This is a genomic window from Bordetella genomosp. 9 (assembly GCF_002261425.1).
Taxonomy (GTDB): domain Bacteria; phylum Pseudomonadota; class Gammaproteobacteria; order Burkholderiales; family Burkholderiaceae_B; genus Bordetella_C.
This window is the reverse complement of sequence record NZ_NEVJ01000002.1, coordinates 210059-222287: the sequence shown is the minus strand read 5'-3', so window position 1 is coordinate 222287 and position 12229 is coordinate 210059. Positions and strand designations below refer to the sequence as shown.

Annotated in this window: 11 protein-coding genes; 5 read left to right on the top strand and 6 right to left on the bottom strand. The window is 69.1% G+C overall.

Annotated elements, in window-relative coordinates; translation table 11 throughout:
- Positions 1-25 precede the first annotated feature (25 nt).
- Positions 26-595, bottom strand: a complete 570-nt coding sequence (locus tag CAL26_RS06995) for an antibiotic biosynthesis monooxygenase (protein ID WP_094846219.1) — start codon at positions 593-595, stop codon at positions 26-28.
- Positions 596-850: 255 nt separating this feature from the next.
- On the opposite strand from CAL26_RS06995, the gene CAL26_RS06990 reads away from it, so the two are divergent.
- Positions 851-1402 (top strand): NADPH-dependent FMN reductase, encoded by a 552-nt coding sequence (locus CAL26_RS06990; protein WP_094846959.1) that lies wholly within the window; start codon positions 851-853, stop codon positions 1400-1402.
- 7 nt (positions 1403-1409) lie between these two features.
- Here the strand turns inward: CAL26_RS06990 and CAL26_RS06985 are convergent, their stop codons facing one another.
- Positions 1410-1625 (bottom strand): dodecin, encoded by a 216-nt coding sequence (locus CAL26_RS06985; RefSeq protein ID WP_094846218.1) that lies wholly within the window; start codon positions 1623-1625, stop codon positions 1410-1412.
- A 238-nt stretch (positions 1626-1863) separates the two neighbouring features.
- Between CAL26_RS06985 and CAL26_RS06980 the strand changes: the two genes are divergently transcribed.
- Both CAL26_RS06980 and CAL26_RS06975 read left to right on the top strand, forming a co-directional pair.
- Positions 1864-2367, top strand: a complete 504-nt coding sequence (locus tag CAL26_RS06980) for a DUF6496 domain-containing protein (RefSeq protein WP_094846217.1) — start codon at positions 1864-1866, stop codon at positions 2365-2367.
- A 17-nt stretch (positions 2368-2384) separates the two neighbouring features.
- Positions 2385-3137, top strand: coding sequence for an SRPBCC family protein (locus CAL26_RS06975; RefSeq protein ID WP_094846216.1), 753 nt, complete (start codon positions 2385-2387; stop codon positions 3135-3137).
- Positions 3138-3170: 33 nt separating this feature from the next.
- Here the strand turns inward: CAL26_RS06975 and CAL26_RS06970 are convergent, their stop codons facing one another.
- Positions 3171-4676, bottom strand: coding sequence for an MFS transporter (locus CAL26_RS06970; protein WP_256988124.1), 1506 nt, complete (start codon positions 4674-4676; stop codon positions 3171-3173).
- Between the two features lie 385 nt (positions 4677-5061).
- Here CAL26_RS06970 and CAL26_RS06965 point away from each other — a divergent pair, with 385 nt between their 5' ends.
- Positions 5062-6564: a pyridoxal phosphate-dependent decarboxylase family protein gene (locus tag CAL26_RS06965; protein WP_094846957.1), complete on the top strand. Its 1503-nt coding sequence runs from the start codon at positions 5062-5064 to the stop codon at positions 6562-6564.
- On the top strand, positions 6561-7781 hold the full coding sequence (locus CAL26_RS06960) for an ATP-grasp domain-containing protein (RefSeq protein WP_094846215.1): 1221 nt from the start codon (positions 6561-6563) through the stop codon (positions 7779-7781). Before CAL26_RS06965 ends, CAL26_RS06960 begins: the two co-directional genes overlap by 4 nt.
- A 20-nt stretch (positions 7782-7801) precedes the next feature.
- On the opposite strand, the gene CAL26_RS06955 is transcribed toward CAL26_RS06960, so the two are convergent.
- From CAL26_RS06955 to CAL26_RS06945, 3 genes are all read right to left on the bottom strand, one after another.
- Positions 7802-8818 carry a M14 family metallopeptidase gene (locus CAL26_RS06955; RefSeq protein WP_256988123.1) on the bottom strand — a complete coding sequence of 339 codons (1017 nt, stop codon included), beginning with the start codon at positions 8816-8818 and terminating at the stop codon, positions 7802-7804.
- Positions 8815-11115, bottom strand: coding sequence for a molybdopterin guanine dinucleotide-containing S/N-oxide reductase (locus CAL26_RS06950; RefSeq protein WP_094846214.1), 2301 nt, complete (start codon positions 11113-11115; stop codon positions 8815-8817). The genes CAL26_RS06955 and CAL26_RS06950 overlap by 4 nt, the downstream gene beginning before the upstream one ends.
- Before the next feature lie 82 nt (positions 11116-11197).
- The gene (locus CAL26_RS06945) at positions 11198-12163 is read right to left on the bottom strand and encodes a tripartite tricarboxylate transporter substrate binding protein (protein ID WP_094846213.1); all 966 of its coding nucleotides are present in this window, start codon (positions 12161-12163) and stop codon (positions 11198-11200) included.
- Between the last annotated feature and the right edge of the window lie 66 nt (positions 12164-12229).

Sequence of the window (12229 nt, the reverse complement as noted above, 5' to 3'; positions counted from 1 at the left end):
TCGCGGCCTGGTGGTCGCGGCCTGGTCAGGCCGCGGCGCGCCTGGGCCGCGGGTGCAGCCACCGGTGCAGGACCCGGCTGATGAAAGGAATCAGCACGAAGGACAGGATGGGGCTCATCGTGGACGTCGTCACCAGCACGCGCCAGAACAGCGACAGGGAGGTCAGTTGATCCTGGAACGCGATGTTGAACAACAGCAGCGACGGGCAATACACCACCCAGATACAGAAAGCCTGCTTCCAGCGCGGCGGGGCGCTTTTCTGCGGGCCGAACCAGGCGTCCATGCCGGTGGCGCGATGGACGCGGCTTTCACGCACCAGGCTGCTGCCCCGCTCCAGCCACATCCTGCGCGGCAGGGAGTTTTCCCAGCGCGCCAGGCTGGCCTCGTCGTGGAAGCGCAGCACGATCTGGTATTGATCGCCGCCTTCCGGCGGTTGCAATACCCCCGAGCCCAGGAAACCAGGGAAACCCGCCGCCAGGATCTCGCCCTGGCGCTGCCAAGCCAGGAAATCGCTGTAGCGTTCGGGCGCGATCTGACGGGTGACCAACATGGTGACGGGGGCCGGCGTGGCAAGCGCGGGGGCGGGGGCGGACATGGCAAACGACTCCTGGGAAGGCCAGATGCAGCACTGGCCATCAACCAAGAGCAATACGCGTGCCAATTTTTTGCGGCGCAATATCCCCCGGGGCGCCCTGGCATTGCGGATACACGCGGGGTTATCCCGCACCGCACAATTCACCGTATCAGTGAAAACCCTGATCGATTGCACCATACAGGTGCATGATTTTCGTTACGACGCCGGCACGAGCGCTCCCCTACACTGGAACGCCCTCAATCGCTTATGGAGCGGATCATGGAATACCGGATCGCCGTCCTCGTGGGTAGCCTGCGCAAGGCTTCCTTCAACCTGCAACTGGCGCACGCCTTGGCGAAACTATTGCCCGCCCATTTCAAACCGACCTACGCCAACCTGGATCTGCCGCTCTACAACCAGGACCTGGACCTGTCCATGCCGGCGGGCGCGGTGGCGCTCAAGGACCTGGTGCGGCAGTCGCAGGGCGTGCTGTTCGTGACGCCGGAGCACAACCGGTCCATCCCGGCCGCGCTCAAGAACGCCATCGACTGGGGTAGCCGCCCGCCGGGGCAGAATGTCTGGACGGGCAAGCCCGGCGGCATCGTCGGCATCTCGCCCAGCAACGCGGGCACGGCGATGGCGCAGCAGCACCTGCGCAATATCCTGGCGGCGGAAGGGTCGATGTCGCTGACCCTTCCGGAGGTCTTCCTGCAGATGAAGGACGGATTCTTCGATGCCGACGGCGCCATCGCGAATGCCGACACCCGCGCTTTTCTGCAAGGCTGGGTGGACCGCTATGTGGCCTGGGTGGAAAAGCTGGCCGCCTGAACGCGCGTCAATCCGCTTCTTCGATTCGCATGCCGATCTTCAGGCCCACCTGCCAGTGGGCCACCTTGCCCTGCTCGATGTGCCCGCGCACGCTGGTCACTTCGAACCACTCGATGTTGCGCAAGGTGGACGAGGCGCGTTCGATCGCGCGCGAAACCGCGTCGTCGCTGGACGTGGTCGAGGAGCCGACCAGCTCGATCTGCTTGTAAACATGATTGGCCATTTGAATTCTCCATGAAACCGCGCGGCGGGTCCGTGCCGGAAGTGACACGCACCTCGCCGGCCGCGATGCCATGCGTCGCAAATGCCGTGCTCAACCTGCCGTCCTCCCTGCCGCCCGCCCTTGGCCCCGCATCCTTCGCGGCGCGACGCGGGCGCGTGGCCACCACGGCATGGGGTTTGCTGCCCGTACGGCACACCCATCGGGCCCATCCTGGGCTCGTTCTTCGATGGAGTTGATCATGCCCGAACGCAAAACCCTGGCTCGCGCGGAGCGCGACAAGAAGCAAGGCAAGTCGGCGTCCACCCAGGCCGGCGAATTCGTGCGCGAACAGATCGATCATGTACGCGAAGGCAAGCACGGCGTGCGCTCGGCCAAGCAGGCCGTGGCGATCGGCTTGTCCGAAGCGCGCCGGTCCGGCGTCAAGGTGCCGACCAAATCCACCGCGTCCAAGACCACCAAGAAAAAAGCCAAGCAGGATGAAGCCAAGGCCAGCCGCGGCGCGACCAAGTCCGCCAAGCGGTCGGCGGCCACCACGCGCGCGCTGAAGCGCGAAAGCACCGCGGGCGCGTCCAAGCGCGCGCTGTCGGGACAGGCCAGGACGGCGGCGAGCAAGCGCACGTCGACCGACAGGTCGGCGGCCGCGCGCAAGGCCGCCCAGACGAAGGGCGCGGCAGGCCGTTCCGCCGCGGCGCGCAAGGCCGCCCGCACCCGCGCGGCGAACCGCCAGGCCCAGGCGCGCTAGGACGGCGGAGAACGCTTATGGCATCAACAACGTCCAAGAACGTGTCGCAATTGCTGGCGTTCCTGTCCGCCAAACCGGAACTGGGACCGGCCAACCTGAACGATACCGAGCGCTTGATGTCCGGCGTCGGCGGGGGGGCGCTGGTGCTGGCCGGCCTGCGCCGGGGCGGCCTGGTCGGGATACTGGCCGCATTGGCGGGCGGCGCGCTGGTGAGCCGCGGGCTGTCCGGCCGCTGCGCCGTCAAGGCGCGGCTGGCCAAGACGCCGCACGAACGCGCCATCGCCGCCGAGCGCGGCTGGAACACCGCGGCGGCGTCGTCCCAGCGCATCGTCGTACAGCGCCCGATCGCCGAGGTCTACGCCTTCTGCCGGGAATTCCGCAATCTTCCCCAGTTCATGGAACACGTCCGCACCGTGGAGGTGATGGACGACCGGCGCAGCCACTGGACCATCGAGGCCCCCCTGGGACGCGCGCTGGAGTGGGATACCGTCATCACGGAAGACGTGCCCGGCAGCCGTATCGCCTGGGAATCGACGCCGGAATCGCCGGTGCGGCATACGGGCTCGCTGACCTTCAGCGACGTGGTCGGCCTGGGCACGGAAGTCCAGGCGGTGATCGCCTACGAACCGCCGGCCGGCGAACTCGGCCGCATCGTCGCCAAGCTCTGGGGCGACACCCCCGGGGCGCAGGCCCGCGACGACCTGCTGCGGCTCAAGCGTTTCCTGGAAGCCGGCCAGGATCACGTCACCGCCAGCGAGGACGGCGACTGAGGTTCACGCGACTGAGGTTCACGCGACTGAGGGTCACGCGGCGCCGCGCCGCGCGGGTTTACGGTGCCCGCTGATGTCCGCCCCGGCATTGGCGGGCAGCCGCGCGCTGTCCAGCACCGCCACCGCCGCCAGCAAGGCCGACAGCAGCAGGGCGACGCGGAATTGCAGGGGCTGGGGCGCGGCCTGGCCATGGCCGGTCAGCCACTCCGCCGCGCGCAGGGCCACCGCGCCGAAGGCGATGCCCAAGCCGGCATTCAGCTGCTGGCAGGCGCTGAACAGCGTGGTCGCGCCGGTCATGGCCGGCTTGGGAATATCGGCGAAACCCAGCGTATTCAGCGCCGTGTATTGCATCGAGCGGCTCATGCCGCAGAAGAACAGCAGCGCGGACGTCCACCAGGCCGGCGTACCCGCCGTCAGCGTGGCGCAGAGCCCGAAACCGATGGCGACGAGCAGCCCGTTGCCCACCAATACGTGACGGAAACCGAACCTGCGCATCACCCAGGTGGTGGCGGGCTTCATCGCCAGGTTGCCGGCGAACAGCGCCAGCATCAGCGAGCCCGCCTGCACGGGCGACAGGCCGAACCCCACCTGGAACATCAGCGGCAACAGGAAGGGCGCGCTGCCGATCGCGATACGGAACAGGGAGCCGCCGTACATGGTGACCGCGAACGTCCGGTAGCGCATGGGCGTCAGGTCGACCAGCGGATGCGGCGCGCGGCGCAGATGCCGCACCGCCAGGGCCAGCGAGGCCACGGCCAGCACCATCAGCCCCGCCACCAGGCCGGCTTCCACGTCCAGCTTGCCGCACAGGTCGACGGCGTACATCAGCATGCTGCAGCCCACGCCGGTCAGGATGAAACCGGGCAGATCGAAGGGCCGCCTGCCGCCGGCGCTGCCGCGCACCAGCCGCGCGTTGGCCGCCAGCGCGATCAGGCCCAGGGGAACGTTGAGGAAAAAGATCCAGTGCCAGCTCAGGGTGGTGGTGACGATGCCGCCCACCAGCGGACCGATCACCGGCGCGGCCAGGCCGGGCCAGGTGATGATGGCGATGGCCTTGACCAGATCCTGCTTGGGCGTCACGCGCAGGACCGCGAGACGGCCCACCGGCACCATCATCGCCCCGCCCAGGCCCTGCAGGATGCGGGCGGCGGTGAATTGCGGCAGCGATTGCGACAATCCGCACAGGATGGACGCCACGGTGAACAGGGCGAGCGCGCCGCCGAAGACCCGGCGCGGGCCGTAGCGGTCGGCGACCCAGCCGCTGACGGGAATGAACACGGCCAGCGCCAGCAGGTAGGCGCTCATGCCGATGGACATGTCCGCCGGCCGGACGCCGAAACTCTGGGCCATTTCGGGCAAGGCGGTGGTGATGACGGTGGCGTCCAGCATTTCCATGAAGAACGCGCCGGCGACCAGCCAGGCCACGCCGCGGCCGCTGTTGGACGGCGGCTGGGGCTCCTGTCCCGGCGGTTCCCCACCCTGGGGCGCCGGCCCGGCGCTGCCCACGGCGGCCGGTCCCTGCTGCTGCTCGATGCTCACTATTGCTCCTGCTGAACCAGCGCGCCAGGGGACGCGCGAGTGGCGCCATGTTCGGACGGCCAGGCGTACCGCGGCGTGGACCGCCGGGCACATCATCACGGGCACCCGACGGGCCCATCACGGGCGCAAGACGGGCAAATGGCGGGCAAATGGCGGGCCCGCGACGGGGCCCACGACGGGGCGGACGACGGCCGGTCCGGAATTGTATCGGCACGTGCCCCCCGGCGCCCGCCCCGCCTGTCGGGCAAAAGCCCAAACTGGGCCGGGACTCGGCCGCTGATCCGGTATCCCCGCCGGCCGGCCCGGTGGCAACATGCCTGCGGCTGCCCGCGACGCCGCGCGACCCTTGCCGCCGTCCGGCAGCCACGCATTCCGGCAGATACGCATGACCCTTCCCCCCACCGCGCCGCCGTCCGGCGGTTCGCTGGATCCTACCGACTGGGCGGAGCTGCGCGCGCAAGGCCACAGGATGCTCGACGACATGTTCGACTACCTGGCCGGCCTGCGCGAGCGCCCCGTCTGGCAGCCCGCGCCGGCCGACGTCCGCGCCGGCTTCGGCACACCCTTGCCGCGCCAGCCGACCAGCCTGGCGGCCGCGCATGACCGTTTCATGCGCGACATCCTGCCCTATGCCGTGGGCAACGCGCACCCCGGCTTCATGGGCTGGGTGCACGGCGGCGGCACCGCCGTGGGCATGCTGGCCGAAACGCTGGCCGCCGGCCTGAACGCCAACCTGGGCGGCCGCAACCAGATTCCGGTCGAAGTGGAACGGCAGATCACCCGCTGGATGCGCGAACTGTTCGGTTTCCCGGACGCCGCCAGCGGCCTGTTCGTGACGGGCACGTCCATGGCCAACCTGGTCGGCGTCCTGGTGGCGCGCGCCGCCGCCCTGGGACAGACGGTCAGGCGCGCGGGCGTGGCCGGACAGACGGGACAGCCAGCGGTGCGGCTGGTGGCATACACGTCCGCCTGCGCGCACACCTGCATCGCCCAGGCGATGGACATCACGGGCCTGGGCGCCGACGCCCTGCGGCGGATTCCCGTCGACCGCGATTTCCGCATGGATCCGGCCGCCTTGCGCGCCGCGATCGCCGCCGACCGCCGGGCGGGCTTCCAGCCTTTCCTGATCGCGGGGACGGCCGGCACGGTCGACGTCGGGGCCATCGATCCGCTGGACGTCCTGGCCGACATCGCCGCCGATGAAGGCATGTGGTTCCATGTGGATGGCGCCTTTGGGGCCCTGGCCATGCTCGCGCCCACGCTGGCGCCTTTGCTGGCCGGCATCGAACGCGCCGATTCCATCGCCTTCGACTTCCACAAGTGGGGGCAGGTGCCCTACGACGCCGGCTTCATCCTGGTGCGCGATGGCGCGACGCATCGCGCGGCGTTCGAAGCCAGCGCGGCCTACCTGAGCCGGGAGACGCGCGGACTGGCCGCGGATTCGCCATGGCCTTGCGACTATGGCCCGGACCTGTCGCGCGGGTTTCGCGCGTTGAAGACCTGGTTCACGCTGACGGTCTACGGGGCGGATCAACTCGGCGCGGCCATCGCCCGCAGCTGCGACGTCGCTCGCCATCTGGCGCGCCGGGTCGCGGACGAGCCCCGGCTGGAGCTGCTGGCGCCCGTGGCCTTGAACATCGTCTGCTTCCGCTACCCCGCGGACGGGCCGCACGCCAGCGATCGCCTGAACACGGCGATCGCGCAGGCCGTACAGGAATCCGGCATCGCCGCGCCATCCACCACGCGCATCAACGGCACGCTGGCCATCCGCGCCGCCATCGTCAACCACCGCACCACGTCCGCCGACGTCGACCGGCTCTGCGACGCGGTGCTGCGCATCGGCGCCGAGCTGGGCGCGCTTGCACCGGAAGTCCAATCGATACCATGACCGACACCGTATCCCCCATCGCCGCCGAACGCCCGCCGCTGATCGGCAAGGCCCGGCTCATTACCCTGGCCTTCCGGCAGGGCGACCTGGACGGGCTGCGCCAGCAGTTGCTGGCCCGCGCCCAGCAGGACCCCGACGATGCCAATGCCGCGCTGGACCTGTCCATGACGCTGCTGCTGCTGGGCCAGCGCGACACCGCGCTGGCGCTGCAACGCCATGCGGTGCAGACCCGGCCGCTGTACCACATGCCGGCGGCAAGGCCGGGCGGCGTGCGCCTGCTGGCGCTGGTGTCCTGCGGCGACTTCCTGGCCAATACGCCGCTCGAGTTCCTGGTCGCGGATTCGGACGTGTCGCTGGATATCCTGTACGTGGGCGACGGCGTGCCCGCCCCCGCCGCGCTGCCGCCGCACGATGCGCTGATCGTGGCCATCGGCGAATCGGCGGCCAACCGGCCGCTGCTGCAGGCACTGGCCGAGCCGGTGGGACAGTGGCATACCCCCGTGGTGAATCGCCCCGAGCACGTCCTGAAGACATCGCGCGACGGCCTGGCGGAAGCCCTGCGGGACGCGCCCGGCATCGTGGTGCCGGAGATCGCGCGCGTCGGACGCCCGGCGCTGGCCGCCATCGCCGAGGGCGCCGCCGCACCGGCGAGCGTGCTGCCCGGCATCGATTACCCCATACTCGTACGGCCGATCGACTCGCATGCGGGACAGGGCCTGGCGAAGATAGACCGCGCCGCCGACCTGGCCGAGTACCTGGCCGGCAGCGACGCCGCCGAATTCTACGTCTCGCGCTTCGTCGAGTACCGCAGCACCGACGGCCGCTACCGCAAGTATCGGGTGGTGCTGATCGACGGCGTACCCTACCTGGGCCATCTCGGCATCTCGCCGCGCTGGATGGTGCATTACCTGAATGCCGACATGGCGGAAAACGCCAGCAACCGGGCCGAGGAAGCCGAGCAGATGCGCGACTTCGACGGCGGCTTCGGCGGCCGCCATGCGCAGGCCTTCGCGGAAATCCATCGCCGCGTCGGGCTGGACTACCTGGTGATGGACTGCGCCGAAACGCCGGATGGCCGCCTGCTGGTTTTCGAGGGCGATACCTGCGGCGTCATCCACGCGATGGACCCGGAAGACCTCTATCCCTACAAGCCGCCCTATATGCGGAAGATCTTCGCGGCGTTCCAGGACATGCTGCGCCGCAAGGCCTTCCCATGAAGGATCGGCGCGCGCGCCGTTCACAGCGCGTAGCTGTCCCATTCGTAGCCGACGAATGCGGCGCGCTCCCCGGTATGCACGACGGGATCGCGCCGCAGGCCGATGATGATGCCGTCCGCGGGCACGCGGATGTGCTCGCGCACCGTGCCGTATATATCCATCGCCGTGCCCAACAGGGCGTCCTTGCGCACTTCGTCGCCGGCCTGCGCCTCCGGCACGAACAGTCCACCGTGATCGAAGGTGATCCAGCCGCGGCGCGTCACGCGGCGCACCGACGCCGGCGCGGCCGCCTGCCTGTCCAGTATGCCCATCTGCGCGGCCAGGCGTTCGAAGCCGCGTTCCGCCAGCGCCACATTGGCGGCCTCATAACGGCTGCCGCCGCCCAGTTCGAGCATGAACGCGGGAATGCCGGCCGTCTGGCATTGATAGTCCAGCGCGCCGGCGATATTGCCCGGTAGCTCGCCCTTCCCACCCACATCCATACGGCAGGCGACGCTGGGCTCGAACAAGGCGATGGCGCGCAGCAGCTCGCGCTCGCCGATCCCGCTATCGGGATTCAGCTTGTACACCGCATACGGCTTCGCATCGAACAGCGGGTTCATCGTATGCAGGTTGATGACCAGGTCGGCCGTACCGCGCATCTCGTTCATCAACGCATAGGCCAGCCGCTCGGAAATGAGACCGCGCGCATTGCCCGGGTAGCACTGGTCGAGGTCCAGGTCGTCATAGGGATTGCGTTTGCGCCGGAGATCCAGCGCGTGCGGATTACCCGTCGGCGTCACGACCACGTTGCCGCGCATGGCCTGCGGATCCAGCCGCGCGGCGAAGCGCAGCGCCGCCACCATGCCGTTGATTTCATCGCCATGCACCTGCCCATGCAGCCACAGCGTCTTGCCGGGTTGCGCGCCGCGCACGGCGACATAAGGCAGTTCGACCGCCATGCCCGACGACATCGAGCCGACCGCGATGCCGCCCGCGCGGCGGGCGCCGCCATCGCGGCCCGAGAGAAATTCCTTGATGATGCCCATGGATGTCATGCTCCTTTCGTTTCGTTGCGGCCGACACTCCAGCGCTCCGCCTGCACCAGGCAGCTCATGGCGTTCGGTCCTTGCGTCAAAGTGGAAGTGCCCACGTCCAGCGTCAGGACGTTGGCGGTACCGGCGTCTTCCGGCGCATCGCCGCCGGCCGGCGGCGTGAACCAGGCACCCGTGGCCATCACCACTGTGCCAGGCAGCAGTCCGTCATCCAGCCGTGCGCCGGCCAGGCAGGCGCCGCGCGCGTTGTACAGGCGCACGACGTCGCCATCGCGCAGACCCCGCGCCCGCGCGTCGGCGGGATGGATGCGGACGGCCTCGCGCCCCGCCACCTTGCCGGATTGCGCCAGCGGCGCCGGATCCAGCTGGCTGTGCAGGCGGTCGGCCGGCTGCACCGTCAGCAGGTGCAGCGGATAATCGCGCGCCGCCGGAGCCCCCAGCCATTCGCCCGGCGGCATCCAGCGCGGATGCGGCCCGCAGTCCTCGCAACCGTACGACGCCAGGGTGTGGCTGTAGAGTTCGATGCGTCCGCTGGGCGTGCGCAGCGGATGCGCCGCCGGGTCGTCGCGGAAGTCCTCGAACAGGATGAAATCCCTGGCGGGGGACGGCAGCCTGACGTGCCCCAGATTCCAGAAGGCGTCGAAGTCGGGCATCGTGATGCCGGCATGCTCCTGCGTGCGGGCGAATTGCGCATAGATATGGCGGATCCACGCCATTTCGTCGCGGCCTTCGGTATAGCGGTCGCGATAACCCAGGCGCTGCGCCAGGTCGGCGAAGACGTCCAGGTCGTTGCGCGCCTGGCCGACCGGATCGATGGCGCGATGCATGGCGAGCGCATAGCGGTCGCGTGAAGAACCGCCGATATCGTTGCGCTCCAGCGACGTGGTGATCGGCAGGACGATGTCGGCATGGCGCGCCACCGGCGTCCACCAGATTTCATTGACGACGATGGTGCGCGGCTTGCCGCGCCAAGCCCGCAGCAGGCGATTCAACTGCTGGTGGTGATGGAAGGGATTGCCGCCGGCCCAGTGGATGAAGTGGATATCCGGATAGCGGTGCGTCTGGCCCTGGAAGGGATATGGCTGGCCCGGCCTTTCCAGCATTTCCGTCAGCCGCGCCACCGGGATGGACAGATCCGCGGGATTGCGCCCCACGGGCATTTCCGGCCCGGACGTCGCGATGCGCGGATTGCCCACGCCGTTCATCGAGCCATGGCCGAAACCGAAGCCGCCGCCCGGCAGACCGATCTGCCCCAGCATCGCCGCCAGCGCGATCACCATCCAGTACGGCTGTTCGCCATGTTGCGCGCGCTGCACGGCGAAGGAACACGTCAGATAGCTGCGCGTGCCGCGCAATGCCCGCGCCAGCTCGCGGATGCGTTCGGCGGGAATCCCGGTGATGGGCGCCGCCCATTCCGGCGATTTCGGCACACCGTCGGCGGTCCCCATGAAGTAGGCTTCCAGCGCGGGATAGCCGACGCAATAGCTGGCCAGGAAGGCCGGGTCGTGGGCCTCCATGCGGCGCAGTTCGTGCGCCAGCGCCAGCATCAGCGCGACGTCGGTATTCGGCCGTATGGGTATCCACTCGGCATCCAGGAAGGCGGGGCAATCGCCGCGCGTCGGGCTGACGTTGACGACGCGCGCACCCTTGGCCGCCAGCTGCCGCAGCCAGTATTCCTGCGTATGTTCCGCCGCGCCGCCGGACGACACCTGGCCGTTCTTCAGGGCCAGTCCGCCGAAGGCGAGGAACACGTCGGTATGCGCGATGATGCTGGGCCACGATGTGACGCGGCCGGTCAGCGGCGTGTACGTCCCGATGACGTGGGGCAGGATGAATTGCGCCGTGCCCCAGCTGTAGTTGCCGACCTGGTCGACCCCGCCCCCGCCGGCGAAGTAGAAGCGGCGTATCAGCGAACGGGCGTGGTGCAGGCGGCCGGCGGAAGACCAGCCGTAGGAACCGCAGAATATGCCGTCGGCGCCCTGCTCTTCGCGCGTTCGCCCGATTTCCGCCGCCACCAGGTCCAGCGCCACGTCCCAATCGACCTCGACGAACTCGTCGCGGCCGCGTAGTTCGCCGCCCGCCGCGCCGTGCGTGGCAAGCCAGGACTTGCGTACCGCCGGACGGGCGATGCGGCGCGGCGAATAGACCATGGGTGCGATGGCTTCAAGCATGCGCGAAGGCGCGGGGTCCTGCTCGAACGGCTCGCAGGCAACCAGCCGGCCGTCGCGCACCACGGCGTTGAACGCGCCCCAATGCGCGAGCTGCGGATAGCGCCGCTCATCGGATGGAATGGAAGTCATGCTGCTTCTCCCGCGGCGGGCCAGCCCGCCGCCTGGGTCAATCGAGGCCGGGTCAATCCAGACCGGGTCCATCCAGACCGGGTCAATCGAGCCGGATGTCCGCCTTCTTGACCAGATCCGCCCATTTGGCGCGCTCCTTGGTCATCAGCTCGCCGAACTGCGCGGGCGTATCCGACGTCGCCGTCATCCCCGACGCGGCCAGCTGCTTGACGATATCCGGATTCGCCATCGCCTGCGCGAACGCCTTGTTGAGCGTGTCGACGACGTCGGCCGGCACGCCCGCGGGCGCGATGACGCCGTACCAGTTCGTCAGCTCGTAGCCGGGCACCGCCTCGCCGATGGGCGGCGCGCCGGGAAACTCGCTGGACGCCGACGTGGTGGTCACGCCCAGGGCCTTGAGCTTGCCGCCCTGCACCAGCGTCTTCACCGACGGGTCGGAGAAGGTCACTTCCACCAGCCCGCTGGCGACGTCGGTGAGCGCGGGCGTCGTGCCCTTGTAGGGAATATGGCGCATGCGGATGCCGGCCATCATATTGAACTGCTCCGCCGCCATCTGGCCGATCGTGCCGTTGCCGCCGGACGCATAGGTGACGTCCTTGCCGGTCTTGGCCCGCGCGATCAGGTCCTTGATGCTGTTGATGCCCGAATTCGGGCTGGTGACCAGCACGTTCGGCATCGTCACCAGCAGCGAGATCGGCGTGAAATCCTTGGCCGGGTTGTACGGCACTTTCTGCAGGCTGGGAAGGATGGTCAGCGAGCCGGGCGTGGCGATGTAGAGCGTATAGCCATCGGGCTTGGCCCGCGCCACATAATCGGTGGCGATGATGCCGCTGGCGCCGGGCCGGTTTTCCACCATCACGTTGGTGTTCAGCGCCTTGGAAACGCCCAGCGCGGCGGCGCGCGCGAGCACGTCCGCGCCGCCGCCCGGCGGGAATCCGACGACGATGCGCACCGGCACGGCCGGCTCCGGAAAGGCGGCCTGGGCCGACGAAATGGCCGCCGCGCACAACGCGGCCGCGCCGAGCGCGGTGATCGATTTGAACTGCATGGCACTTCCCCTTGTCGACGGCGATCCGCTGCGCGGCCGCCGCCATGGTTGATGAAACGGTCTGAC

Coding starts and splice junctions, on each gene's coding strand:
- CAL26_RS06965 (WP_094846957.1), top strand. CDS start 5,062: ATGACCCTTCCCCCCACCGCGCCGCCGTCCGGCGGTTCGCTGGATCCT.
- CAL26_RS06985 (WP_094846218.1), bottom strand. CDS start 1,625: ATGGCCAATCATGTTTACAAGCAGATCGAGCTGGTCGGCTCCTCGACC.
- CAL26_RS06945 (WP_094846213.1), bottom strand. CDS start 12,163: ATGCAGTTCAAATCGATCACCGCGCTCGGCGCGGCCGCGTTGTGCGCG.
- CAL26_RS06995 (WP_094846219.1), bottom strand. CDS start 595: ATGTCCGCCCCCGCCCCCGCGCTTGCCACGCCGGCCCCCGTCACCATG.
- CAL26_RS06980 (WP_094846217.1), top strand. CDS start 1,864: ATGCCCGAACGCAAAACCCTGGCTCGCGCGGAGCGCGACAAGAAGCAA.
- CAL26_RS06950 (WP_094846214.1), bottom strand. CDS start 11,115: ATGACTTCCATTCCATCCGATGAGCGGCGCTATCCGCAGCTCGCGCAT.
- CAL26_RS06975 (WP_094846216.1), top strand. CDS start 2,385: ATGGCATCAACAACGTCCAAGAACGTGTCGCAATTGCTGGCGTTCCTG.
- CAL26_RS06960 (WP_094846215.1), top strand. CDS start 6,561: ATGACCGACACCGTATCCCCCATCGCCGCCGAACGCCCGCCGCTGATC.
- CAL26_RS06955 (WP_256988123.1), bottom strand. CDS start 8,818: ATGACATCCATGGGCATCATCAAGGAATTTCTCTCGGGCCGCGATGGC.